This is a genomic window from Pseudomonas sp. Pf153 (assembly GCF_001269775.1).
Taxonomy (GTDB): Bacteria; Pseudomonadota; Gammaproteobacteria; order Pseudomonadales; family Pseudomonadaceae; genus Aquipseudomonas; species Aquipseudomonas uvaldensis.
On sequence record NZ_LHVL01000018.1, the window covers coordinates 175261 to 198233 of the forward strand.

A 22973-nucleotide genomic window follows, 5' to 3' on the forward strand; every position below is an offset into this window, starting at 1 on the left:
GGAGTCTGCTGACATGGAGCGTTTGACACGCATTTTAGCCGCGTTGACCCGTTGGGGGCTGGGCCTTTGTGCGCTGCTGCTGGTACTCCTGGCGTTGTATGTCAGCCTCGGCCGGGAACTGGCGCCCCTGGTGGCGGAATATCGCGCTGAAGTCGAGACCCGCGCCAGTGATGCCCTGGGCTTGCCCGTACGCATCGGTAGCCTGGAAGGTGGTTGGAGTGCCTTGTCCCCTGTTCTGTCGGCTCACGACGTGACGGTTGGGGAGGGTGCCAATGCGCTGCACCTGGACCAGGTGCGGGCCGTGCCCGACGTGTGGGACAGTCTGCTGGCGCGTCAGGCACGCATCGCTCATCTGGAGCTTGGCGGTCTCAAGATCAGTCTCAAGGAAGCCGCCGACGGCCAATGGGCCCTGGAAGGCCTGCCGGTGAAGGGTGATCAGCCAGTCGACCCGCAGCAACTGCTGGAACGCATGCAGGTGATTTCCAGGTTGTCGATCCTCGATAGTCAAGTCACTTTGCAACCGCTGGAGCAAGCGCCACTGACCCTGACCTATGTCGGCCTGAGTCTGAAGACCGGAGCCACCCGTCAGCGTCTGGATGCCCGCCTGACCCTGCCCGACGGCCAGCCGGTGGCGCTCAACCTGCGCACCCGTATTCGAGCCAGCGACTGGAGGAACGGACGGGCCGATGCCTACCTGAGCCTGCCCCAGAGTGACTGGTCGAAATGGCTACCGAACGGCCTGACCCGGCAGTGGAATTTTTCCCGGATCAAGGCCGGCGGCGAAATATGGCTGAGCTGGGGAGACGGCACGCTGCAAAGCGCGGCCGTACGGTTGAACGCCCCGGAACTCACGGGTGCCTATGCCGAACGCACGCCGGTGCAGATCCGCAACCTGGCGCTCGATGGGTATTTCCAGCGCGGTGCGGACGGCTTCACCGCGACGTTCGATTCCCTGGCCATGAGCCTGGGGGAGACCCGCTGGACGTCGCGCCTGCAATTGCAGCAGAGCGCCGCCACCGAGAAGGCCGAAGAGCTCTGGCATCTGCAGGCCGATCGCCTTGACCTGACCCCGCTTACGCCTCTGATCCATTCTCTTGCACCCTTGCCCGAAGGCGTCGCAACGACGATCGACCGGCTCAAGGTGACCGGCGCCTTGCGCAACGTGTTGGTGGACTACCGGCCACAGAACGCCGGCGATCGCAAGGTCAGCTTCGCCACCAATCTGGATACAGTGGGGTTCGATGCCTATCGCGGTGCACCGGCGGCGCGCAATGTCTCGGGCAGCCTCAGTGGCGACCTCGGTGGCGGTGAACTGCGCATGGACAGCAAGGATTTTGTCCTGCACCTGGACCCGATTTTCGCCAAGCCCTGGCAGTATCTGCAGGCCAACGCCCGGCTGACCTGGAAGCTGGACAAGCAAAGCTTCACTCTCATCGCGCCGTATCTGAAGGTGCTGGGAGAAGAGGGCAGGATCGCAGGCGATTTCCTGATCCGACTGCATCTGGATCATAGCCAGGAAGACTACATGGACCTGCGGGTCGGCCTGGTGGATGGCGACGGGCGCTACACCGCCAAGTACCTGCCGGCGGTCCTGAGCCCGGCCCTGGACGAGTGGTTGCGTACGGCCATCGTCAAAGGGGCGGTGGACCAGGGCTTCTTCCAGTATCAAGGTTCGCTGAACCACGGTGCCGGTGACGCGGCCCGCAGCATCAGCCTGTTTTTCAAGGTGCACGACGCCGAGTTGGCGTTCCAGCCGGGCTGGCCTTCGGTCAGCAAGGTCAACGGCGACGTCTTCGTCGAGGACAGCGGCGTGCGCATCTACGCCACCCAGGGGCAATTGCTGGACACCCAGGTCAAGGACGTGTCGGTGGAAATCCCCCATGTCCCGAGCGGGCAACCCTCGCATCTGCTGCTGGACGGCGGGTTCGCCGGGGGCCTGAAAGACGGCCTGAAAATACTGCAGACGGCACCGATCGGCACCGCCGAGACGTTCGCTGGCTGGGAAGGCGACGGCGACCTGCAAGGCCGCGTGAAGCTCGACATCCCCCTGGTCAAAAGTGAGCAGCCGAAGATCCTGGTGGACTTCAGTACCGACAAGGCCCGGCTCAAGCTCAGTGAACCGGCGCTGGAGCTCACCCAGCTCAAGGGGGATTTCCGCTTCGACAGCAGCAAGGGACTGAGCGGCAAGAACATCGCTGCCCAAGCGTTCGACCGGCCCGTGACGGCGCAGATCTATGCCGAAGGCCGTGCGGGTGCGCTCAACACCCGGGTGGCGGCGTCCGGGCGGGTGGAGGTCAAGAAAATCACCGACTGGCTGAACGTCACCCAGCCATTGCCGGTCACCGGAATCATTCCGTACCAGTTGCAGGTGATTCTCGACGGCGCCGATAGCCAGTTATCGGTCAACTCCAACCTCAAGGGCGTGGCCGTGAATCTGCCGGCACCCTTTGGCCTGGCAGCAGATGCCGGTCGCGATACGGTGTTGCGCATGACGTTGCAAGGGGCGGAGCGACGCTACTGGGTGGATTATGGCGATGTGGCCAGCTTCACCTATGCGGCACCGAACGGGAAGGTTGCCGAAGGGCGCGGGGAACTGTTGTTGGGGGATGGAGATGCAGTCTTGCCGGGCGCCAAAGGGGTTCGGCTGCGAGGGACGCTCCCGGCGCTGGACGTGGAACCCTGGCAGGATCTGGTGAACAAGTACGCCGGGCAGGACCCGGGCGGCAGCGCCAGGCAGTTGCTCAGCGGTGCTGACCTGAAGGTAGGCAAGCTTACGGCCATGGGCACCACCTTGGACCAGGCGTCGCTGCAGCTCGATCGCAAAGCGGACGCCTGGGCCTTGCGGCTCGACAGCCAGCAGGCCAAGGGCAATGTCAACCTGCCGGATGCGAAGGCTGCCCCGATCGGTATCAACCTCGATTACGTCCGCTTGCCGGCCGCGGATCCGACGGTACAAGCCGACGAGAACGCACCGGACCCACTGGCATCGGTCGATCCTTCGCGGATCCCGGCGATGGATATCACCATCGATCAGCTGTTCCAGGGCACTGATCTCATTGGTGCGTGGTCTCTGAAAGTAAGGCCGACCGCCAAGGGCATCGCGCTGAACAATCTGGACATGGGTCTCAAGGGGATGGTTCTGAACGGCAGTGGTGGCTGGGAGGGCGCGCCTGGCTCCACCAGCAGTTGGTACAAGGGGCGCATCAGCGGCAAGAACCTGGCCGACGTGCTCAAGGGCTGGGGGTTCGCTCCCAGCGTGACCAGCCAGGAATTCCGCCTGGATGTCGATGGCCGTTGGCCCGGATCACCGGCCTGGGTCGCCACCAAGCGCTTTTCCGGCAGCCTCGATGCTTCGCTGAGCAAGGGCCAGTTCGTCGAGGTCGAAGGCAGCGCCCAGGCACTGCGGGTCTTCGGCCTGCTGAACTTCAACTCCATCGGCCGGCGGCTGCGCCTGGATTTCTCCGATCTGTTCGGCAAGGGGCTGAGCTACGACCGGGTCAAGGGACTGCTGGTGGCGAGCAATGGCGTTTACGTGACCCGCGAACCCATCATGCTGACGGGCCCATCGAGCAACCTGGAGCTCAACGGTACGCTGGACATGGTGGCCGACCGGGTCGATGCCAAGCTGCTGGTGACGCTGCCGGTGACCAACAATCTGCCGATTGCCGCGCTGATCGTGGGCGCCCCGGCGGTGGGAGGCGCATTGTTTCTGATCGACAAGCTGATCGGTGACCGCGTGGCGCGGTTTGCCAGCGTAAGATACGACGTCAAGGGACCCTGGAAAGAGCCGAAGATCACCTTTGACAAGCCGTTTTGACGGATCGACACCATTCCCTGTGGGAGCGAGCCTGCTCGCGATGAGGCCGGTACATCCAACATGCATGTTGACTGATCCACCGCTATCGCGAGCAGGCTCGCTCCCACAGGGGAAGACAACGACAAGGGGAAGCACCATGTCAGTCGCAGTAATCCAAATGGTCAGCCAGAGCGATGTGCTCGCCAATCTGGCGCGTGCCCGGGTGCTACTGGAACGGGCGGCCGTCGGTGGTGCACGGCTGGCGGTGCTGCCGGAAAACTTCGCCGCCATGGGCCGGCGGGACGTCGCCGACATCGGTCGCGCCGAAGCCTTTGGTCAGGGACCGATCCTGCCCTGGTTGAAACAGGTCGCCCGCGACCTCAGGTTATGGATCGTGGCCGGGACGTTGCCCTTGCCGCCGGTGGATCGGCCTGAGGCCAAGGCGCATGCCTGTTCGCTGTTGGTGGACGATCAGGGCCAGGTGGTGGCGCGCTACGACAAGCTGCACTTGTTCGATGTGGACGTGGCGGACAATCGTGGACGCTATCGCGAGTCGGATGACTATGCTTACGGCAGTAACGTGGTGGTCGCCGATACGCCAGTGGGGCGGGTCGGCCTGACGGTCTGCTATGACTTGCGTTTTCCGGAGCTTTATAGCGAGCTGCGGGCTGCCGGGGCGGAACTGATCAGCGCACCCTCGGCGTTCACCGCGGTGACCGGCGCCGCTCATTGGGAGGTGCTGATTCGCGCCCGGGCCATCGAAACTCAGTGCTACGTGCTGGCGGCCGCCCAGGGCGGCGTGCATCCAGGACCGCGTGAAACCTTCGGCCACGCCGCCATTGTCGATCCTTGGGGACGGGTGCTGGCGCAACAGGATCAAGGTGAAGCCGTGCTGCTGGCCGAACTGGACAGCAACGAACAAGCGTCCATCCGGGCGCGCATGCCGGTGGCGAGCCATCGGCGCTTTTTCTCGCAGGGCGCTCGACAGCGGCCTGTCCAAGACGACGAATTCAAGGCGTAGAACATATGAGCGGGTTGTTGTCCTCAGTCAGCGAACACCTTTTAGCCCCTGGCGGCGTCACCCTGGAAAGCCTTCAGGGCGTGCTGGGCGACCTGGCCGGGCCGGGCATCGATGCCGCCGACCTGTATTTCCAGGGCCAGATTTCCGAGTCCTGGTCGCTGGAGGACGGTATCGTCAAGGAAGGCAGCTTCAACCTTGACCAGGGCGTTGGCGTGCGGGCCCAGTCCGGGGAAAAGACCGGTTTTGCCTACAGCAACGCCATTACCCTGGAAGCCCTCGGCGCCGCCGCCCGTGCCGCCCGTTCGATTTCCCGAGCCGGGCAGAACGGCAAGGTCCAGGCTTTCAGCAGCCGGGATGTTGCGCAGCTGTATGCGCCGGACAACCCGCTGGAGGTCATGAGCCGCGCTGAAAAGGTCGAGCTGCTCAAGCGCATCGACGTTGCCACTCGAGCCCTCGATCCGCGTATCCAGCAGGTGTCGGTGAGCATGGCCGGCGTCTGGGAGCGGATCCTGGTGGCCTCCACCGACGGTGGCCTGGCGGCGGACGTTCGGCCTTTGGTGCGCTTCAACGTCAGTGTGATCGTCGAGCAGAACGGTCGCCGCGAGCGCGGTGGTCATGGTGGCGGCGGGCGCACAGATTACCGTTATTTCCTCAGCGAAGACCGCGCCATGAGCTACGCACGCGAAGCGTTGCGCCAGGCACTGGTCAATCTGGAAGCCATTCCGGCGCCGGCCGGCACATTGCCGGTGGTGCTGGGGTCAGGCTGGTCCGGCGTGCTGCTGCATGAAGCGGTGGGGCATGGCCTGGAAGGCGATTTCAACCGCAAGGGCAGTTCGGCCTACAGCGGACGCATGGGCGAAATGGTTGCCTCGAAACTCTGCACGATCGTCGATGACGGCACCCTGGCCGGGCGTCGCGGTTCCTTGAGCGTCGATGATGAAGGCACGCCGACCGAGTGCACCACGCTGATTGAAAACGGCGTGCTCAAGGGTTACATGCAAGACAAGCTCAACGCTCGGCTGATGGGCGTGGCCCGCACCGGCAATGGTCGGCGGGAGTCCTACGCGCACCTGCCGATGCCGCGCATGACCAACACTTACATGCTGGGTGGCCAGAGCGATCCGGCGGAGATCATCGCCTCGGTGAAAAAAGGCATCTACTGCGCCAACCTCGGTGGCGGCCAGGTGGACATCACCAGCGGCAAGTTCGTGTTCTCCACCAGCGAGGCCTACCTGATCGAGGACGGCAAGATCACCGCACCGGTCAAAGGGGCGACGCTGATCGGCAACGGACCGGAGGCAATGAGCAAGGTTTCGATGGTCGGTAACGACCTGGCACTGGACAGTGGCGTGGGCACATGCGGCAAGGATGGGCAATCGGTGCCCGTAGGTGTCGGCCAGCCGACCTTGAAGATCGATGCGATTACCGTGGGTGGCACGGGCGCATGACAGGAGCCGCGGGTGGAGTATTGAGCCTCCACCCGCTGACGTTACTCAGCGCAGGCCGCGTTGGGTTTCGTCCAGCTCGCGGATGTACTTGAAGATTTTACGGCTCGAGGCCGGGGGCTTGTTATGCGCCACCTCGTGCTGGGCCTGACGGATCAGGGAGCGCAGTTGCTGGCGATCAGCCTCCGGGTAGTCGATGACGAATTTTTCCAGGGTGCCGTCATCGCCTGCGATCAAGCGATCGCGCCAGCGTTCCAGGTTGTGGAAGCGTTCGTTGTACTGTCGGGTGGAGGCATCGAGTTGATCGAGCAGAACCAGGATGGCGCTGGTGTCCTGATCGCGCATCAGTTTGCCGATGAACTGCAGGTGCCGTTTACGCGCGATGTTCGCGGTGTGCTTGGGCGCATCGGCCAGGGCCCGGCGCAAGGCGTCGGTCAGGGGCAGTTTGGCCAGCAAGTCGGGCTTGAGTGTTGTCAGGCGCTCGCCAAGGTCAACCAGAGCATGCAGCTCGCGCTTGACCTGGGATTTGCTTTTTTCACCCTCGTAGAGGGAGTCGTCGTAAGAATCAACCATGGGGGCAGTCCGCAAAGAAACGCCGCCATGATAACCAGTCGGGGGCCGCTTGTCCGGCCCGGTCGCTCGAAGGCCTCGGGTTTGTATGAAAAGTCGCGCAGGCACTTTTCCCGCAGGCCCCGACCGAAAGCAGAATTTGAGTGGAGAACACCATGAGTGCAGTTCAAAGCGTCGGTCCGCAAGCGTTGCCGGCACTGCAGGAACAAGTCGAGCAGATCCTCGCCGAAGCCCGGCGACAGGGCGCCAGTGCCTGCGAAGTGGCAGTGTCCCTGGAGCAGGGCCTGTCGACGTCGGTGCGCCAGCGCGAGGTGGAAACCGTCGAATTCAACCGCGACCAAGGGTTTGGTATCACCTTGTATGTGGGGCAGCGCAAGGGTTCGGCCAGCACGTCGGCCAGTGGCCCCGATGCCATTCGTGAAACCGTCGCCGCTGCGTTGGCAATCGCCAAACACACGTCCGAAGATGAAGCTTCGGGCCTGGCCGATGCCGCGCTGATGTGCAAGGAACAGCCGGATTTCGACCTGTTCCACGCCTGGGACATTACGCCCGAGCAGGCCATCGAGCAGGCATTGCGCTGCGAGGCGGCGGCATTCGACGCCGACAGCCGGATCAGGAACGCCGATGGCACCACGCTCAATACCCATCAAGGTTGCCGGGTGTACGGCAACAGCCACGGTTTCATTGGTGGTTATGCCTCGACCCGTCACAGCCTCAGCTGCGTGATGATTGCCGAGGCCGACGGCCAGATGCAGCGCGACTATTGGTATGACGTGAACCGTCAGGGCAACTTGTTGGCGGATCCGGTGAGCATCGGTCAGAAAGCCGCTCAGCGAGCAGCCAGTCGTCTGGGCGCTCGCCCGGTACCCACCTGCGAAGTGCCGGTATTGTTTGCCGCCGAGCTGGCCGGTGGGCTGTTCGGCAGCTTCCTGTCGGCGGTGTCTGGTGGCAACCTGTACCGCAAGTCTTCGTTCCTCGAAGGTGCGCTGGGGCAGAAACTGTTCCCGGAATGGATGACGATCGATGAACGTCCGCATCTGATGCGGGCCATGGGCAGTTCGGCCTTCGACGGCGATGGGCTGGCGACCTATGCCAAACCGTTCGTGGAGAAGGGCGAGCTGGTGTCCTACATCCTGGGCACCTATTCGGGCCGTAAGCTCGGTATGCCGAGTACCGCCAATGCCGGTGGCGTGCACAACCTGTTCGTCAGCCATGGCGAAGAGGACCAGGCGGCCTTGCTGCGCCGCATGGGACGTGGGTTGCTGGTGACCGAACTGATGGGCCATGGCCTGAACATGGTGACCGGGGATTACTCCCGTGGCGCGGCGGGGTTCTGGGTCGAAAATGGCGAGATCCAATTCCCGGTCCAGGAAGTGACCATCGCCGGCAACATGCGCGACATGTTCAAGCAGATCCTGGCCGTGGGGAACGACCTGGAACTGCGCAGCAACATCCGCACCGGTTCCGTGCTGATCGAGCGGATGACGGTGGCGGGCAGCTGACCTGTCATCGCAATAAGGACGGCGCGTCAACCTAGCGGGTGACGCGCTTTTTTTATGTCCGCTTGACCCTGTTTGGACCCAGGGCCTGGCAAAAATGTGTTTTCTCTCAAGGCTTGTGTTGATTCTTATTATCATCTAATAATTAATCTCATTAGCCGATTGAGCCCCGGTCATGAGTCTTGCCTTGCACGAACAGCCTTACCTTGAAAGCTGGCGCTGGATGAGTCGTCAGATCCGATGTGCGATGAACCCGGACGAACCGCGGTTGATCGAGCACTACCTGGCCGAAGGGCGCTATCTGGCCTGCTGTACCGCCACTTCGCCATGGATGATCGGCGAAACGGCCTTTCGCTTGCTGCTCGACACCGCCTCGGATATCGCGCTGCCCTGGCACTGGCGGGCGCTCTGTCTCGATCAGGCCTGGCGCCCATTGCGCGATCTCGAACGCCAATCACTCTGCCAATGTCGCCTGAGGCGTTGGCAGAGCCATGCCTGGGCGCTGGCGACCTGCGTCTTGGCACCCTCCCTCTCTCTTAATGAACCGGTACAAGGATTTCCCGATGAGTAATACCCGTATCGAACGCGACAGCATGGGCGAGCTCCACGTCCCGACAGATGCCCTGTACGGCGCGCAGACCCAGCGTGCCGTGGATAACTTCCCCGTCAGCGGCCAGCGCATGCCTGCGCCGTTCATTCGCGCACTGATCCTTGCCAAGGCCGCCGCCGCCCGGGCCAACGTGGAGCTGGGACAGATCAGCGCGGCTCAGGGCAAAGCCATTGTCGATGCGGCGCAAGGGCTGCTCGAAGGTCATTTCATGGATCACTTCCCGGTGGATATCTTCCAGACCGGCTCCGGCACCAGTTCGAACATGAACGCCAACGAAGTGATCGCCACCCTTGCCAGCCGGTTACTGGGAGAGACGGTCAACCCGAACGATCACGTCAACTGCGGGCAGAGCAGTAACGACATCATCCCCACCTGCATTCATGTCAGCGCCGCACTGGCCTTGCATGAGCAGTTGTTGCCGGCGCTGACACATCTGGTCCAGGTGATCGAGCACAAGGCGATGGAGGTTCATCCGTTCATCAAGACCGGTCGTACCCACCTGATGGATGCGATGCCGGTCCGCCTGAGCCAGGTGCTGGAGGGATGGGCGCAGCAGTTGAAAGCCAATATCGGCCATTTGCAGGAGCTGCTGCCAAGCCTGCAGGCCCTGGCCCAGGGGGGCACGGCGGTGGGAACCGGGGTCAATGCCCACCCTCGCTTCGCCGAGCTGTTCAGCCAACAGCTGACCCTGCTGACTCAGGTGCAATTCACGCCTGGCAAGAACTTCTTCGCCCTGATCGGTTCCCAGGACACCGCGGTGGCGGTTTCCGGGCAACTCAAGACCACGGCGGTGTCGTTGATGAAAATCGCCAACGACTTGCGCTGGATGAATTCCGGGCCCCTGGCTGGCCTGGGCGAGATCGAGCTGGAGGGCTTGCAGCCGGGCTCTTCCATCATGCCCGGCAAGGTCAACCCAGTGATCCCGGAAGCCACCGCGATGGTCGCGACCCAGGTGATCGGCAACGACACGGTGATCACCGTGGCCGGCCAGTCGGGCAACTTCGAACTGAACGTGATGTTGCCGATCATCGCCCAGAACCTGCTGAGCAGCATCGCCTTGATGGCCAATGTCAGCCGGTTGCTGGCGGATAAGGCCATTGCCACTTTCAAGGTCAACGAGGCCAGGCTCAAGGAGGCGCTGTCGCGCAACCCGATCCTGGTTACAGCATTGAACCCGATCATCGGTTACCAGAAAGCCGCGCAAATCGCCAAGACGGCTTATCAACAAGGCCGCCCGGTCATCGATGTCGCCCTGGAACACACTGACCTGTCGCGTAGCGAACTGGAGGTCTTGCTGGACCCCGAGAAGCTCACGGCGGGTGGTGTGTAATTCCGATCCCTGTGTGGAGGACTCATCATGGAGCACTGGAAACGCACAATCGAACGAGCCAATCGTCATTTCATGCTGGGCGAACTGGTGGATGCCCGCGAAGCCTACCTGCAAGCCCTGGCCCTGGCCCAGGTGCTTTATGAACGCTGGCCTGACGCCGATGAGGCCGTGGCCGCCTGCGTCGTCTCCCACCACAATCTGGCGGACTTGCACCTGCGCCTGAACCAGCCAGAGGAGAGCGCCGAATACTTGTGCGCCATCCATCAACGGTTGCTGCAGACCCTGCAAGACGAGTGCATGCCGGCGGCCCTGCGTGCGGCCGCGATGCGCCAGAGCCACAGGACTTATGTCGAACTGCTGGGTTTCATCAGTGAGCATGGCGAGTACCCCCGCACCCAACGGTTGCTCCACAGCAAAGACACGTCACCCTTGCACCGCAATGCCCCTCTTCATTATGGAGTTCATTGAAAATGGCTTTTACCTTGCCTGCGCTGCCCTACGCCTACGACGCCCTGGAACCGCACATCGATGCGAAAACCATGGAGATCCACTACACGAAACACCACCAGACCTATATCAATAACCTCAACGCCGCGGTGGAGGGCAGCGAGTACGCCCAATGGCCCATCGAAAAACTGGTGGCCAGCGTGGAGCAGTTGCCACAGAACCTACGGGCGGCGGTGATCAATCAGGGCGGCGGCCATGCCAATCATTCCTTGTTCTGGGAAGTGATGTCCCCTGAGGGCGGCGGCCAACCGGACGGTGCGCTTGGCGCAGCGATCGAGACACAACTGGGGGGGCTGGAGCGATTCAAGGAAGCATTCACCAAGGCTGCGCTGAGCCGATTCGGCAGCGGCTGGGCCTGGCTGAGCGTGACCCCGCGTAAGACCTTGGTGGTGGAGAGTAGCGCCAACCAGGACAGCCCGCTGATGAACGGCAATACGCCGATCCTGGGCCTGGACGTGTGGGAGCACGCGTATTACCTGCTGTACCAGAACCGTCGGCCCGAATACATCAACGCTTTCTACAACGTGATCAATTGGCCTGAAGTCGCCCGACGCTATCAGGCGGCGCTGGCGTCGAGTCCTTCATGAACACCTTCCAAGGCTGACTATGGACACTCAAACACTGGCGATTGGAAGCGGACGGATGTTCCGCTATGCCTTGGGGTCATTGCTGGTGTTGACCGGGATGATGTTGTTGGCGGCCCAGGGCTTGGCGTGGCTGGACCTGGAGTCCAGGCTGCTGCGGGCCCTTCAAGGCGGCGGGCTCTGTGCCTTGGGCACCGCGCTGGGGGCCGTGCCGGTGCTGGTCATCCGGCGCATGCCCCAGGCCGTGGGCGATTCGCTACTGGGCTTCGGTGCCGGGGTGATGCTCGCTGCCACGGCGTTTTCGCTGATCGTGCCGGGCATTGCCGCGGCGCAGCAATTGGGATTCACGCCTTGGGCCGCCAGCGGCCTTACCTGCTTTGGCATTCTGTCGGGGGCGTTCGGGTTGTACCTGGTGGACCGCAAGGTTTCGGCCAGCCCCGAGAGGCTGGTGGCGGCGCCAGGACGTCCGATCATTGCGCGGCGGATCTGGTTGTTCGTGTTCGCCATCATCGGTCACAACATTCCAGAGGGCATGGCGGTGGGCGTGTCGGCAGGGGGCGGCATGCCCGATGCTGACAGCCTGGCGATGGGTATCGCCTTGCAGGATGTCCCCGAAGGGCTGGTGATCGCGCTGGTGCTGGCTACGGCGGGCATGTCGCGGGTCAAGGCGTTCTTGATTGGTGCGGCGTCAGGGCTGGTCGAGCCCGTGTTTGCGCTGCTGTGCGCCTGGGTGGTGAGCCTGGCCGAGATGTTCTTGCCCCTGGGCCTGGCGTTGGCGGCTGGGGCGATGCTGCTGGTGGTGACCCACGAGGTCATTCCCGAATCCCGCCGCAATGGTCACGAGAAACTGGCGAGCCTGGGATTGTTGGTGGGTTTTTGCCTGATGATGGTGCTGGATACGGCGTTGGCGTGACAGGGGGTTATTCGCCTTCGTCGAAGTAATTGTTGATCAAGGCCACCAGCGCATCCATCGCTTCCCGCTCCTCTTCGCCCTTGGTTTCCAGGTAGATCTTGGTGCCCTTGCCAGCGGCGAGCATCATCATTGCCATGATGCTCTTGCCGTCGATCGTGGCATCTTTCGTTCGTCCGACTCTGATCTCTGTACCAGGAAATCTACCCGCTACACCCACGAACTTGGCTGACGCACGGGCATGCAAACCCAGTTTGTTAATGATTTCAATTTCCTGAGCTGGCATCGCGATGTGAATCCTTTAGCTGAGGTCGCGGTGGCGAACCTGGACATTCTTCAGGGAGGGCTGCAGGAGGCGACCCAGGCGCTCAGTCAGGTAGACGGAACGATGATGACCACCGGTACAGCCGATGGCGATGGTGACATAGGCGCGATTGCTCGCGGCGAAGCGGGGCAGCCATTTGAGCAGGTAGGCGGAAATGTCCTGGAACATCTCCTCTACATCCGCCTGGGCCTCCAGGTAGTCGATCACTGGCTGGTCAAGCCCGGACTGGTCGCGCAGTTCCGGCTTCCAATACGGGTTGGGCAGGCAGCGCACATCGAACACCAGGTCGGCATCCACTGGCATGCCACGCTTGAACCCGAATGACTCCAGCAAGAACGCCGTGCCTGGCTCGGGCTGGTTCAGCAGACGTAATTTGATGGTGTCATGCAGCTGATAAAGGTTCAGGTGCGTGGTATTGAGCTTCAAGTCCGCCAGGTCGGCGATCGGCCCCAGCAACTGGCTTTCGTCGTGGATGGCTTCGGCCAGGGAACGGCTGGCATTGCTCAGCGGGTGGCGGCGACGGGTTTCGGAAAAGCGCTTGAGCAATGTTTCTTCATCGGCGTCCAGGTACAGCACATCGCATTGGATGTGCTTGCTGCGTACTTCTGCGAGCAGTTCGGGAAACCGCGACAGGTGGCTGGGCAGATTGCGTGCATCGATGGAAACCGCCACCAGCGGTTGCGCCAGTTCGGTATGGATCAGGGCGCGCTCGGCCAGCTCCGGCAGCAGGCCTGCCGGCAGGTTGTCGATACAATAATAGCCGTTGTCTTCGAGTACATTGAGGGCTGTACTCTTCCCGGAGCCGGAGCGGCCACTGACGATGATCAGGCGCATGTTAATGACCGTTCTGTTCGTCCAGGACAACCTGATACAAGGCTTCGTTACTCGATGCGCTGCGCAGTCTGTCGCGAACTTCCTTGCGGTCCAGCATGCTGGCGATCTGACGTAGCAGTTCAAGGTGTGCATCGGTGGCCGCTTCGGGGACCAGCAATACGAACAGCAGGTCGACCGGTGCGCCGTCGATGGCGTCGAAATCTATAGGGGCTTCAAGGTGCAACAGCGCACTGATCGGTGCGGTACAACCCTTGAGGCGGCAATGGGGAATGGCGATGCCGTTGCCAAAACCGGTCGAACCGAGCTTTTCTCGGGCAACGAGGGCCTCGAAGACGTCCTGCATTTCCAGATCCTCGACTTCGTGATGGATCAGGTTTGCAATCTGTTCGAGAGCTTTCTTTTTACTGCCTCCCGGCGCGTTCACCTTGGAACGGCCGGGGGTCAGGATGGTTTCTAGTCGAATCATGGATTGGGGAGATTAACGACCGGTCGCGCCCTGGAGGAGGCTCTGGGTCTTTTCCTTATGCTTTTTGAGTTGGCGATCCAGTTTGTCGGTCAGCAGGTCAATCGCGGCATACATGTCTTCATGCGAGGCGTTGGCGACCACTTCTCCACCGGGGATATGCAACGTGGCTTCGATTTTCTGCAGCAGCTTTTCGACGGTCATGATGACTTGAACGTTGGTGATCTTGTCGAAATGCCTCTCCAGTCGGTCGAGTTTTTCGCCGATGTATTGACGAAGAGGTTCGGTCACTTCCAGTTGGTGTCCACTGATGTTGACTTGCATACAGCTTCTCCTTCGTTGCCAGTGCATAAAGCGGCAGGCAGAAATACCTGCCACTGGAACGCTGTGGCGTGGCCTGTTACATCAACCGCTTGCGTTCGCTCGAAGGCGCGATCCCGAGGGATTCGCGGTATTTGGCGACGGTACGGCGGGCCACCTGAATGCCTTGTGCCTCCAGTAAACCAGCGATCTTGCTGTCACTCAACGGCTTTTTCTGATTTTCCGCCGCCACCAGTTTCTTGATGATCGCGCGGATGGCCGTGGACGAGCATTCGCCGCCTTCGGAGGTACTGACGTGGCTGGAGAAAAAGTATTTCAATTCATAGATTCCCCGCGGGGTATGCATGAATTTCTGAGTGGTGACGCGGGAAATCGTCGATTCGTGCATGCCCACCGCCTCGGCGATGTCATGCAGGACCAATGGCTTCATGGCTTCGTCGCCATACTCCAGGAAACCGCGCTGATGCTCGACGATCTGGGTGGCGACTTTCATCAGGGTTTCGTTACGGCTTTGCAGGCTCTTGATGAACCAGCGCGCTTCTTGCAGCTGGTTGCGCATGAAGGTGTTATCGGCGCTGGTGTCGGCGCGCTTTACAAACCCTGCATACTGGGCGTTGACCCGCAACTTGGGGACCGCTTCCTGGTTCAACTCCACGAGCCAGCGATCGTTGTGTTTGCGCACGATCACGTCGGGGACCACGTATTCGGGTTCGGTGGCCTCGATCTGCGAGCCCGGCCGCGGGTTGAGGCTCTGGACCAGTTCGATCACCTGGCGCAGTTCATCTTCCTTGAGTTTCATGCGCCGCATAAGCTGGCTGTAGTCGCGACCGCCCAACAGATCGATGTAGTCGGTAACCAGCCGCTTGGCTTCGGCCAGCCAAGGCGTCTTGGCGGGCAATTGGCGCAGTTGCAGCAGCAGGCACTCGCCGAGGCTGCGGGCGCCGATGCCGGCCGGTTCGAACTGCTGGATGCGGTGCAGGACGGCTTCGATCTCGTCCAGCTCGATGTCCAGCTCGGGATCGAAGGCTTCCAGGATTTCTTCGAGGGTCTCGTCCAGGTAGCCCTGGTTGTTGATGCAGTCGATCAGGGTCACCGCAATCAGGCGATCGGTGTCCGACATTGGTGCCAGGTTCAACTGCCACAACAGGTGGCTTTGCAGGCTCTCGCCGGCGGAGGTGCGGGTGGTGAAGTCCCACTCGTCGTCATCGCTGCTGGGCAGGCTGCTGGCACTGGTCTGGTAGACGTCTTCCCAAGCGGTATCCACGGGCAGGTCGTTGGGAATGCGTTCGTTCCATTCGCCATCCTCCAGATTGTCCACTGTCGGGGCGGATTGTTCCTGATAGGACGGTTCCTGGATCTCGGTACTGGTTTTCTGCTCGACGTTGTCGGCCAGCGGATCGGTGTTATCGAAGTCGTCGCCTTCTTCCTGGCGCTCGAGCATCGGGTTGGATTCCAGGGCCTCCTGGATTTCCTGTTGCAGGTCCAGGGTCGACAATTGGAGCAAGCGGATAGCCTGTTGCAGCTGCGGCGTCATCGTCAGCTGCTGGCCCATTCTCAAGACTAGCGATGGTTTCATGGCAGGGGCTTAACACCTTATTCGCCGGCGCACATGCGCCATCCACTACATGGCGCCGGAGCGCCAAACCTTAAGCAAATTATATGCCTGAAACTGAAGTGTTTGCCTAGCAATAAAATCAGCGGTGCCGGGCCAATTTACCAAACACGTTATGCCTACAAGCGGAACTCATGACCCAGATAGACTTCCTTGACCAGTTCATTGGCCAGGATGGTCGCCGCGTCGCCCTCGGCGATCAGTTGTCCGTCATTGACAATGTAGGCGGTTTCGCAGATGTCCAGGGTCTCACGCACGTTGTGGTCGGTGATCAGCACGCCGATCCCCTTGGCCTTGAGGTGGTGAATGATCTGCTTGATGTCGCCTACCGAGATCGGGTCCACGCCGGCGAACGGTTCGTCGAGCAGAATGAATTTCGGCGCGGTGGCCAGGGCTCGCGCGATTTCCACCCGGCGTCGTTCGCCGCCGGAGAGGCTCATGCCCAGGTTGTCACGGATATGACTGATGTGGAATTCCTGCAACAGGCTTTCCAGCTCCTGGCGGCGGCCGGCTTTGTCGAGATCCTTGCGGGTTTCGAGGATCGCCATGATGTTGTCGGCCACCGACAGCTTGCGGAAGATCGATGCTTCCTGAGGCAGGTAGCCGATGCCGGCTTTCGCCCGGCCATGCATGGGCTGGTGGCTGACGTCCAGGTCGTCGATCAGTACGCGGCCCTGATCGGCCTGTACCAGGCCGACGATCATATAGAAACAGGTGGTTTTGCCCGCGCCGTTGGGGCCGAGCAGGCCGACGATTTGCCCGCTGTCGATGGACAGGCTGACATCACGCACAACCTGGCGGCCCTTGTAGCTCTTGGCCAGGTGCTGAGCTTTCAGAGTTGCCATTACTGGGCCTTCTGCTCGGTTTTCTTTTTCGGCTGGATGACCATGTCGATCCGTGGGCGCTGCTCGGTCACCTTGCTGCCGGTGGCGCGACCGGCGCTGGCGAGTTTCTTGTTGGTGTCGTAGACGATTTTTTCGCCCTGGGTGACGTTGTTGTCCTTGTCGATGACCTTGGCGCGGTCGATCAGCACAACGCGGTCCTGGGAGGCGTGATACTGGATGGTCACGCCGTAGCCCTGGACGGGCTTGGTGTCGCCGGCTGTCTGCAGTTGCTCGAAATAGGCCAGGTTGCCCACGGAGGTCACCACGTCTATATCGCCGGACTGGGTGCGGGTGATGGTCACGGTATTGCCGGTCACCTTCATCGAGCCCTGGGTGATGATCACGTCACCTTTATAGGTCGCCACGCCGTTCTTGTCGTCAAGCTGAGCGTCGTCGGCCTGGATGCGGATAGGCTGGTCGCGGTCGTTGGGGAGGGACCAGGCGCTCGCGCTTCCCAGTGCTGCGCCCAGACTGAGCAAAATAGGGAGGGTTTTAGCGAGCTTCATACTGTCCTCTTACGTTCGATAGCAGGTGTATCCTGCTTTCCTTCAGATACGCTTTCATTCCCGTGCCGGTCGATACACCGCCGGCGCCGTCGATTCTAACGGGTTGCTCGGTCTGCGCATATTCCTGCTGCGGGAACACGGTCATGCGACTTGTGGTGATGATGGTCGTACGGTTTTTCTCGTCGGTGCGGGCCACGCGTACCGAGTCGATGAGCTCCACTTCGGTGCCACCGGAATTGACTTCGGCGTGCTTGCTTTGCACATGCCACGGGAAATCGGTGCCACGAAACATGTTCAGGTCCGGCGTGGTCACCAACGTGATGTCGGTGGCCTTCACATGATCGACCTTGTCGGCCGTCATTTCGTACTGCACCTTGCCGTCGGGCAGGTACTGCAGGGTGTGCGTGTTGGTCGCGTACCAGTCTATCTTCTCTTCGACCTGGGCCGCAGGCCGGTCGAGAAAGCGTTCCGGACTGATGTTCCAGTAGCCTACCGCCGCGAAAATCGCTGCGATACAGCCGAACACCACGATGGTGCGAATCTTCTTGCTCAGCATAAATGGCTCACAGGTACGCGGCGTTGGCCGCTTCGAGGCGGCCCTGGGCGCGCAGGATCAGTTCGCAGAATTCACGGGCCGCGCCTTCGCCGCCTCGTGCCGTGGTGACGCCGTGGGCGTGCTCGCGCACGAAACCGGCGGCGTTGGCCACCGCCATTCCCAGGCCGACACGGCGGATCACCGGCAGGTCCGGCAGGTCGTCACCCAGATAGGCGACCTGTTCGTAGCTTAGATTGAGCTGGCCCAGAAGCTCGTCCAGTACCACCAGTTTATCCTCGCGTCCCTGGTATAGATGGGGGATGCCGAGGTTCTTCGCGCGTCGCTCGACCACGGGAGTCTTGCGGCCGCTGATGATGGCGGTCTGCACGCCGGCGGCCATCAGCATCTTGATGCCCTGACCGTCGAGCGTGTTGAAGGTCTTGAATTCGCTGCCATCTTCAAGGAAGTACAGGCGGCCATCGGTGAGTACGCCGTCAACGTCGAAAACGGCGAGCTTGATATCTTTGCCTCGTAGCAGCAGGTCGGTCGTCATCACATTACTCCGGCGCGCAGCAGGTCGGACAGGTTGAAGGCGCCGATCGGGCGGTCCTCGTCATCCACCACTACCAGTGCGTTGATTCTGTGGTCTTCCATGATTTTCAAGGCTTCGGCGGCGAGCATGTCGGCGCGGGCCGTCTTGCCATGAAGGGTCATGACTTCGTCGATGGTTGCATTGCGGATGTCGATGGGGCGGTCGAGGGTGCGACGCAGGTCGCCGTCAGTGAAGATACCGGCGAGCTTGCCGTCGGTTTCGAGAATCACTGTCATGCCCAGTCCCTTGCGGGTCATTTCCATGAGGGCGTCCTTGAGGAGCGTGCCTCGCTGGACGTGCGGCAACTCTTCGCCGGCGTGCATCACGTTTTCGACTTTCAGCAACAGGCGGCGACCCAAGGCGCCGCCGGGATGGGAAAAAGCGAAATCCTCGGCGGTGAACCCCCTGGCCTCCAGCAGCGCCACGGCGAGGGCGTCGCCCATGACCAGGGCCGCGGTGGTGGACGAGGTCGGGGCGAGGTTCAGCGGGCAGGCTTCGTGCTCGACATGTACGTTGAGATTCACTTCGGCGGCCTTGGCCAGGGGGGAGTCCGGATTTCCGGTGATGCTGATCATCCGGATGCCAAGGCGCTTGATCAGCGGCAACAGCGTGAGGATTTCGTTGGTCGAGCCCGAGTTGGACAGGGCCAGGATGACATCGTCCCGGGTGATCATGCCCATGTCGCCGTGGCTGGCCTCGGCAGGATGGACGAAAAATGCAGTGGTGCCCGTGCTGGCCAGGGTCGCGGCGATCTTGTTGCCGATGTGCCCGGACTTGCCCATGCCAACGACGACGACGCGGCCCGTGCTGGCCAGAATCATCTCGCAGGCGCGTACGAAATCAGCGTCGATATGGGGCAGCAAGCCTTGCACGGCTTCGAGCTCGAGGCGGATGGTACGTTGTGCCGATTGAATCAGGTCGCTGGATTGGCTCATGTCAGAAATCGTATAGCCCGATGAAAAGGCGGCGATTATAGCGGCAATGAACAATTCCCTCACGCTAGTTCGTCATGCTTTGTGCGAACGCCTCGCAAGGTTTGCCATAAAACCGGGGCTTTTACCTTAATCCACGCTTAACCGGAGGGGGGTAACCCTTGGGCGCCCGACCGTTGCAGTGATATAGTTCGCCGCCGGTTCGAATGCCCGGCAGTCGCGACAATTTGGCCGACTGGCCAGGCATCCGGATCTGAGGCTGCATCGCAAGGAGTTTAGATGAGTGCCGACAACGCCTACGCGGTCGAGCTGAAGGGGCTGTCCTTCAAGCGAGGGACGCGCAGCATTTTCAACAATATCGATATTCGCATCCCGCGCGGCAAGGTCACCGGCATCATGGGACCTTCCGGGTGCGGCAAAACCACGCTGCTGCGCCTGATGGGGGCCCAGTTGCGCCCCAGCGCCGGCGAAGTCTGGGTCAACGGCCAGAATATTCCGACATTGTCGCGCAGTGACCTGTTCGATGCGCGCAAGAACATGGGCGTACTGTTCCAGAGCGGTGCGCTGTTCACCGACCTGGATGTGTTCGAGAACGTGGCTTTTCCCCTGCGGGTTCACACCGACCTGCCGGAAGAAATGATCCGCGACATCGTCCTGCTCAAGTTGCAGGCGGTCGGGTTGCGTGGCGCCATCGATCTGATGCCGGACGAACTGTCCGGCGGCATGAAGCGCCGAGTCGCACTGGCGCGGGCGATTGCCCTCGACCCGAAGATCCTCATGTACGACGAGCCCTTCGTCGGGCAGGACCCCATTGCTATGGGCGTGCTCGTGCGCCTGATCCGCCTGCTCAACGATGCGCTGGGCATCACCAGCATCGTGGTATCCCATGACCTGGCCGAAACCGCCAGCATTGCCGACTACATCTATGTGGTGGGTGATGGACAGGTGCTGGGGCAGGGTACGCCTCGAGAGCTGAAGGAGTCGGACAACCCACGCATTCGCCAATTCATGAAGGGCGATGCGGACGGCCCGGTGGCGTTCCATTTTCCGGCCACGGATTACCGTACCGATCTGCTGGGGAAGCGCTGATGCGCAAGAAATCGCTGATAGAAAGAATTCGCCTGTTCGGCCACTCCGGCATCGACGTGCTGGCGGTACTGGGTCGCTCGACGCTGTTTCTGGTCCATGCTCTGCTCGGTCGCAACGCGACGGGCGGTGGTTTTGGCCTGCTGGTCAAGCAATTGCATTCGGTGGGCGTGATGTCCCTGGTGATCATCGTGGTCTCCGGGATCTTCATCGGCATGGTACTGGCACTGCAGGGTTTCAATATCCTGTCCAGCTATGGGTCCGAGCAAGCGGTCGGGCAGATGGTTTCCCTGACACTGTTGCGCGAGCTCGGTCCCGTGGTCACCGCGTTGCTGTTCGCCGGACGCGCGGGTTCGGCGCTGACGGCCGAGATCGGCAACATGAAATCCACCGAGCAGTTGTCGAGCCTGGAAATGATCGGTGTCGACCCGCTCAAGTACATCATCGCGCCACGCCTCTGGGCCGGTTTCATTTCCCTGCCGGTGCTGGCAATGATCTTCAGCGTCGTCGGGATCTGGGGAGGCTCATGGGTGGCTGTCGACTGGCTGGGGGTCTACGAAGGTTCCTACTGGTCCAATATGCAGAACAGCGTCGATTTCCTCGACGATGTGCTCAACGGCATCATCAAGAGCGCCGTATTCGCCTTCGTGGTGACCTGGATCGCCGTGTTTCAAGGCTATGACTGTGAGCCCACGTCAGAGGGGATCAGCCGTGCCACAACCAAGACCGTGGTGTACGCCTCGCTGGCAGTCCTGGGCCTTGACTTTATTTTGACCGCCTTGATGTTTGGAGATTTCTGATGCAAAACCGCACCCTGGAAATCGGTGTCGGCCTTTTCCTGCTGGCTGGCATCCTGGCTTTGCTGCTGCTGGCCCTGCGGGTCAGTGGCCTGGCGCCGACCGCCAACACCGATACCTATAAACTCTATGCTTATTTTGACAATATCGCCGGTTTGACGGTCAGAGCCAAAGTGACCATGGCCGGCGTGACGATTGGCAAGGTCACGGCAATCGATCTGGACCGCGACACGTTCACCGGCCGGGTGACGCTGCAGCTGGAAAAGCGGGTGGATAACCTGCCGACCGACTCCACTGCATCCATCCTCACCGCCGGTCTGCTGGGCGAGAAATACATCGGTATCAGCGTGGGCGGGGAGGAAACCCTGCTCAAGGATGGTGGCACCATCCACGATACGCAATCGTCGTTGGTGCTCGAGGACCTGATCGGGAAATTCCTGCTCAATACTGTTAGCAAAGACGCTAAATAAGGAGCTTTCGATGATTTCTATCCTGCGACGCACCCTGTTGGTCCTGCTGGCGGCCCTGCCGCTGATGGCCAACGCCGTGGCGGCGCCTTCGGCGCACGACATCATCCAGGACACCACGAACCGGTTGCTGGCCGATCTTTCTGCCAACAAGGAGAAATACAAGCAGGACCCTGGCGCCTTCTATGATGCGCTCAATGGTATCGTCGGTCCCGTGGTGGACGCCGACGGTATCTCCCGCAGCATCATGACCGTCAAGTATTCGCGCAAGGCGAGCCCGGAGCAGATGACCCGCTTCCAGGAAAACTTCAAGCGCAGCCTGATGCAGTTCTATGGCAACGCCCTGCTCGAATACAACAACCAGGGCATCACCGTTTCGCCGGCCAAGGATGAAAGCGGCACCCGCACCAGCGTCGACATGCAGGTCAAGGGTAACAACGGCGCGATCTACCCGGTGTCGTACACACTCGAGAAGCTGAACGGCGAGTGGAAGGTGCGTAATGTGATCATCAACGGCATCAATATCGGCAAGCTGTTCCGTGACCAGTTCGCCGACGCGATGCAGCGCAATGGCAACGACCTGGACAAGACCATCAACGGTTGGGCGGGTGAAGTCGCCAAGGCCAAGGAAGTGGCCGAAGAAGCCAAAGAGAAGCAGGAACAATGAACGAGACGGTAAGCGAGTCTGCCGTCCGTCTGGGCGAGGGTGGCGAATTGCTGCTCAGCGGTGTGCTGGATTACCGTACCGGTCCGGCCCTGCGCAAGCAGGGCCAGGCGCTGATCAAGTCCGCCAGCGCCGCCGAGCTGGTTATCGACTGCTCGGCGGTGCACAAGTCCAGCAGTGTCGGGCTGTCTCTGCTGCTGTGCTTCATGCGGGACGCTCAGGCGGCCGGCAAGGCCTGGAGCATCCGTAACATGCCCGATGACATGCGTGAGATCGCCCAGGTCAGTGAACTGACCGAGTTGCTGGTACATTCCTGAGCCGTACCCTTTGAAACAAGCCCCCCGTCAGAGTCCGGCTTCGCGGGGTTCGCAGGCGCGGGGCTTTTTTGTATGATGTGCGACCCGCGCGCACTGGGCGCCGATTGAGGTTGAGCATGCAGGCTTACGAAGTGAAGCACTTTCTTGAAGGAAAGCTGCCAGGTACGCAGGTGGAAGTTGAAGGCGAAGGCTGCAATTTCCAGTTGAACGTTATCAGCGATGAACTGGCGGCGTTGAGCCCGGTGAAGCGTCAGCAGAGCATCTATGCCCATTTGAACCCATGGATCGCCGATGGCAGCATCCACGCGGTCACTATGAAATTTTTCAGCCGCGCGGCCTGGGCCGAGCGCACCTGAGCCCAAGGGC

General features: G+C 61.3%; 26 protein-coding genes. 15 read left to right on the plus strand and 11 right to left on the minus strand.

Features of this window, described 5'->3' with window-relative positions:
• Nucleotides 1–13: 13 nt before the first annotated feature.
• The 3 genes from AD666_RS12855 (at nt 14) to tldD (ending at nt 6265) form a co-directional block, all read left to right on the plus strand.
• A complete protein-coding gene (locus tag AD666_RS12855; RefSeq protein ID WP_053152252.1) occupies nt 14–3817 on the plus strand; it encodes a YhdP family protein in 3804 nt (1267 codons plus the stop codon).
• A 136-nt stretch (nt 3818–3953) separates the two neighbouring features.
• On the plus strand, nt 3954–4817 hold the full coding sequence (locus AD666_RS12860) for a carbon-nitrogen hydrolase family protein (protein WP_053152254.1): 864 nt from the start codon (nt 3954–3956) through the stop codon (nt 4815–4817).
• Between the two features lie 5 nt (nt 4818–4822).
• Nucleotides 4823–6265: a metalloprotease TldD gene (tldD, locus tag AD666_RS12865; protein WP_053152256.1), complete on the plus strand. Its 1443-nt coding sequence runs from the start codon at nt 4823–4825 to the stop codon at nt 6263–6265.
• A gap of 45 nt (nt 6266–6310) precedes the next feature.
• Here tldD and yjgA read toward each other — a convergent pair whose 3' ends face one another.
• Nucleotides 6311–6835: a ribosome biogenesis factor YjgA gene (yjgA, locus tag AD666_RS12870; protein ID WP_053152258.1), complete on the minus strand. Its 525-nt coding sequence runs from the start codon at nt 6833–6835 to the stop codon at nt 6311–6313.
• 152 nt (nt 6836–6987) lie between these two features.
• On the opposite strand from yjgA, the gene pmbA reads away from it, so the two are divergent.
• The 6 genes from pmbA (at nt 6988) to AD666_RS12900 (ending at nt 12275) form a co-directional block, all read left to right on the plus strand.
• Nucleotides 6988–8334, plus strand: coding sequence for a metalloprotease PmbA (pmbA, locus tag AD666_RS12875; RefSeq protein WP_053152259.1), 1347 nt, complete (start codon nt 6988–6990; stop codon nt 8332–8334).
• Between the two features lie 172 nt (nt 8335–8506).
• Complete coding sequence (locus AD666_RS12880) at nt 8507–8902, plus strand: hypothetical protein (protein ID WP_053152261.1); 396 nt, start codon at nt 8507–8509, stop codon at nt 8900–8902.
• A complete protein-coding gene (locus AD666_RS12885) occupies nt 8895–10271 on the plus strand; it encodes an aspartate ammonia-lyase (RefSeq protein WP_053152263.1) in 1377 nt (458 codons plus the stop codon). The genes AD666_RS12880 and AD666_RS12885 overlap by 8 nt, the downstream gene beginning before the upstream one ends.
• A gap of 27 nt (nt 10272–10298) precedes the next feature.
• A complete protein-coding gene (locus tag AD666_RS12890) occupies nt 10299–10739 on the plus strand; it encodes a hypothetical protein (protein WP_053152265.1) in 441 nt (146 codons plus the stop codon).
• Nucleotides 10740–10741: 2 nt separating this feature from the next.
• The gene (locus AD666_RS12895; RefSeq protein WP_053152267.1) at nt 10742–11365 is read left to right on the plus strand and encodes a superoxide dismutase; all 624 of its coding nucleotides are present in this window, start codon (nt 10742–10744) and stop codon (nt 11363–11365) included.
• 19 nt (nt 11366–11384) lie between these two features.
• The gene (locus AD666_RS12900) at nt 11385–12275 is read left to right on the plus strand and encodes a ZIP family metal transporter (protein ID WP_053152269.1); all 891 of its coding nucleotides are present in this window, start codon (nt 11385–11387) and stop codon (nt 12273–12275) included.
• Nucleotides 12276–12282: 7 nt separating this feature from the next.
• Here AD666_RS12900 and AD666_RS12905 read toward each other — a convergent pair whose 3' ends face one another.
• From AD666_RS12905 to AD666_RS12950, 10 genes are all read right to left on the minus strand, one after another.
• Nucleotides 12283–12558 carry an HPr family phosphocarrier protein gene (locus tag AD666_RS12905; RefSeq protein ID WP_053152271.1) on the minus strand — a complete coding sequence of 92 codons (276 nt, stop codon included), beginning with the start codon at nt 12556–12558 and terminating at the stop codon, nt 12283–12285.
• A 15-nt stretch (nt 12559–12573) separates the two neighbouring features.
• Complete coding sequence (gene rapZ, locus AD666_RS12910) at nt 12574–13431, minus strand: RNase adapter RapZ (protein WP_053152273.1); 858 nt, start codon at nt 13429–13431, stop codon at nt 12574–12576.
• Nucleotide 13432: 1 nt separating this feature from the next.
• Nucleotides 13433–13897 carry a PTS IIA-like nitrogen regulatory protein PtsN gene (gene ptsN / locus AD666_RS12915; protein WP_053152275.1) on the minus strand — a complete coding sequence of 155 codons (465 nt, stop codon included), beginning with the start codon at nt 13895–13897 and terminating at the stop codon, nt 13433–13435.
• 12 nt (nt 13898–13909) lie between these two features.
• Nucleotides 13910–14218 (minus strand): ribosome hibernation-promoting factor, HPF/YfiA family, encoded by a 309-nt coding sequence (gene hpf / locus AD666_RS12920; protein WP_053152277.1) that lies wholly within the window; start codon nt 14216–14218, stop codon nt 13910–13912.
• Between the two features lie 76 nt (nt 14219–14294).
• Complete coding sequence (locus AD666_RS12925) at nt 14295–15791, minus strand: RNA polymerase factor sigma-54 (protein ID WP_053152279.1); 1497 nt, start codon at nt 15789–15791, stop codon at nt 14295–14297.
• A 155-nt stretch (nt 15792–15946) separates the two neighbouring features.
• Nucleotides 15947–16672: an LPS export ABC transporter ATP-binding protein gene (gene lptB, locus AD666_RS12930; RefSeq protein WP_053152281.1), complete on the minus strand. Its 726-nt coding sequence runs from the start codon at nt 16670–16672 to the stop codon at nt 15947–15949.
• Nucleotides 16672–17217, minus strand: a complete 546-nt coding sequence (lptA, locus tag AD666_RS12935; protein WP_053152283.1) for a lipopolysaccharide transport periplasmic protein LptA — start codon at nt 17215–17217, stop codon at nt 16672–16674. Before lptA ends, lptB begins: the two co-directional genes overlap by 1 nt.
• Nucleotides 17204–17773 (minus strand): LPS export ABC transporter periplasmic protein LptC, encoded by a 570-nt coding sequence (gene lptC / locus AD666_RS12940; protein ID WP_053152286.1) that lies wholly within the window; start codon nt 17771–17773, stop codon nt 17204–17206. Before lptC ends, lptA begins: the two co-directional genes overlap by 14 nt.
• Nucleotides 17774–17780: 7 nt before the next feature.
• Complete coding sequence (locus tag AD666_RS12945; RefSeq protein ID WP_053152288.1) at nt 17781–18305, minus strand: HAD family hydrolase; 525 nt, start codon at nt 18303–18305, stop codon at nt 17781–17783.
• Complete coding sequence (locus AD666_RS12950) at nt 18305–19279, minus strand: KpsF/GutQ family sugar-phosphate isomerase (RefSeq protein ID WP_053152290.1); 975 nt, start codon at nt 19277–19279, stop codon at nt 18305–18307. Before AD666_RS12950 ends, AD666_RS12945 begins: the two co-directional genes overlap by 1 nt.
• 276 nt (nt 19280–19555) lie before the next feature.
• On the opposite strand from AD666_RS12950, the gene AD666_RS12955 reads away from it, so the two are divergent.
• The 6 genes from AD666_RS12955 (at nt 19556) to AD666_RS12980 (ending at nt 22963) form a co-directional block, all read left to right on the plus strand.
• Entirely contained in the window at nt 19556–20365 is an 810-nt protein-coding gene (locus AD666_RS12955) for an ATP-binding cassette domain-containing protein (RefSeq protein WP_053152292.1), read from the plus strand.
• Nucleotides 20365–21162, plus strand: coding sequence for a lipid asymmetry maintenance ABC transporter permease subunit MlaE (mlaE, locus tag AD666_RS12960; RefSeq protein ID WP_053152294.1), 798 nt, complete (start codon nt 20365–20367; stop codon nt 21160–21162). Before AD666_RS12955 ends, mlaE begins: the two co-directional genes overlap by 1 nt.
• Complete coding sequence (mlaD, locus tag AD666_RS12965; protein ID WP_053152296.1) at nt 21162–21629, plus strand: outer membrane lipid asymmetry maintenance protein MlaD; 468 nt, start codon at nt 21162–21164, stop codon at nt 21627–21629. Before mlaE ends, mlaD begins: the two co-directional genes overlap by 1 nt.
• A 10-nt stretch (nt 21630–21639) precedes the next feature.
• On the plus strand, nt 21640–22293 hold the full coding sequence (locus tag AD666_RS12970) for a phospholipid-binding protein MlaC (RefSeq protein ID WP_053152298.1): 654 nt from the start codon (nt 21640–21642) through the stop codon (nt 22291–22293).
• Complete coding sequence (locus AD666_RS12975; protein WP_053152300.1) at nt 22290–22607, plus strand: lipid asymmetry maintenance protein MlaB; 318 nt, start codon at nt 22290–22292, stop codon at nt 22605–22607. The genes AD666_RS12970 and AD666_RS12975 overlap by 4 nt, the downstream gene beginning before the upstream one ends.
• 116 nt (nt 22608–22723) lie before the next feature.
• The gene (locus tag AD666_RS12980; protein WP_053152302.1) at nt 22724–22963 is read left to right on the plus strand and encodes a BolA family protein; all 240 of its coding nucleotides are present in this window, start codon (nt 22724–22726) and stop codon (nt 22961–22963) included.
• Nucleotides 22964–22973 lie beyond the last annotated feature (10 nt).

Coding starts and splice junctions, on each gene's coding strand:
- AD666_RS12855 (WP_053152252.1), top strand. CDS start 14: ATGGAGCGTTTGACACGCATTTTAGCCGCGTTGACCCGTTGGGGGCTG.
- AD666_RS12860 (WP_053152254.1), top strand. CDS start 3,954: ATGTCAGTCGCAGTAATCCAAATGGTCAGCCAGAGCGATGTGCTCGCC.
- tldD (WP_053152256.1), top strand. CDS start 4,823: ATGAGCGGGTTGTTGTCCTCAGTCAGCGAACACCTTTTAGCCCCTGGC.
- yjgA (WP_053152258.1), bottom strand. CDS start 6,835: ATGGTTGATTCTTACGACGACTCCCTCTACGAGGGTGAAAAAAGCAAA.
- pmbA (WP_053152259.1), top strand. CDS start 6,988: ATGAGTGCAGTTCAAAGCGTCGGTCCGCAAGCGTTGCCGGCACTGCAG.
- AD666_RS12880 (WP_053152261.1), top strand. CDS start 8,507: ATGAGTCTTGCCTTGCACGAACAGCCTTACCTTGAAAGCTGGCGCTGG.
- AD666_RS12885 (WP_053152263.1), top strand. CDS start 8,895: ATGAGTAATACCCGTATCGAACGCGACAGCATGGGCGAGCTCCACGTC.
- AD666_RS12890 (WP_053152265.1), top strand. CDS start 10,299: ATGGAGCACTGGAAACGCACAATCGAACGAGCCAATCGTCATTTCATG.
- AD666_RS12895 (WP_053152267.1), top strand. CDS start 10,742: ATGGCTTTTACCTTGCCTGCGCTGCCCTACGCCTACGACGCCCTGGAA.
- AD666_RS12900 (WP_053152269.1), top strand. CDS start 11,385: ATGGACACTCAAACACTGGCGATTGGAAGCGGACGGATGTTCCGCTAT.
- AD666_RS12905 (WP_053152271.1), bottom strand. CDS start 12,558: ATGCCAGCTCAGGAAATTGAAATCATTAACAAACTGGGTTTGCATGCC.
- rapZ (WP_053152273.1), bottom strand. CDS start 13,431: ATGCGCCTGATCATCGTCAGTGGCCGCTCCGGCTCCGGGAAGAGTACA.
- ptsN (WP_053152275.1), bottom strand. CDS start 13,897: ATGATTCGACTAGAAACCATCCTGACCCCCGGCCGTTCCAAGGTGAAC.
- hpf (WP_053152277.1), bottom strand. CDS start 14,218: ATGCAAGTCAACATCAGTGGACACCAACTGGAAGTGACCGAACCTCTT.
- AD666_RS12925 (WP_053152279.1), bottom strand. CDS start 15,791: ATGAAACCATCGCTAGTCTTGAGAATGGGCCAGCAGCTGACGATGACG.
- lptB (WP_053152281.1), bottom strand. CDS start 16,672: ATGGCAACTCTGAAAGCTCAGCACCTGGCCAAGAGCTACAAGGGCCGC.
- lptA (WP_053152283.1), bottom strand. CDS start 17,217: ATGAAGCTCGCTAAAACCCTCCCTATTTTGCTCAGTCTGGGCGCAGCA.
- lptC (WP_053152286.1), bottom strand. CDS start 17,773: ATGCTGAGCAAGAAGATTCGCACCATCGTGGTGTTCGGCTGTATCGCA.
- AD666_RS12945 (WP_053152288.1), bottom strand. CDS start 18,305: ATGACGACCGACCTGCTGCTACGAGGCAAAGATATCAAGCTCGCCGTT.
- AD666_RS12950 (WP_053152290.1), bottom strand. CDS start 19,279: ATGAGCCAATCCAGCGACCTGATTCAATCGGCACAACGTACCATCCGC.
- AD666_RS12955 (WP_053152292.1), top strand. CDS start 19,556: ATGAGTGCCGACAACGCCTACGCGGTCGAGCTGAAGGGGCTGTCCTTC.
- mlaE (WP_053152294.1), top strand. CDS start 20,365: ATGCGCAAGAAATCGCTGATAGAAAGAATTCGCCTGTTCGGCCACTCC.
- mlaD (WP_053152296.1), top strand. CDS start 21,162: ATGCAAAACCGCACCCTGGAAATCGGTGTCGGCCTTTTCCTGCTGGCT.
- AD666_RS12970 (WP_053152298.1), top strand. CDS start 21,640: ATGATTTCTATCCTGCGACGCACCCTGTTGGTCCTGCTGGCGGCCCTG.
- AD666_RS12975 (WP_053152300.1), top strand. CDS start 22,290: ATGAACGAGACGGTAAGCGAGTCTGCCGTCCGTCTGGGCGAGGGTGGC.
- AD666_RS12980 (WP_053152302.1), top strand. CDS start 22,724: ATGCAGGCTTACGAAGTGAAGCACTTTCTTGAAGGAAAGCTGCCAGGT.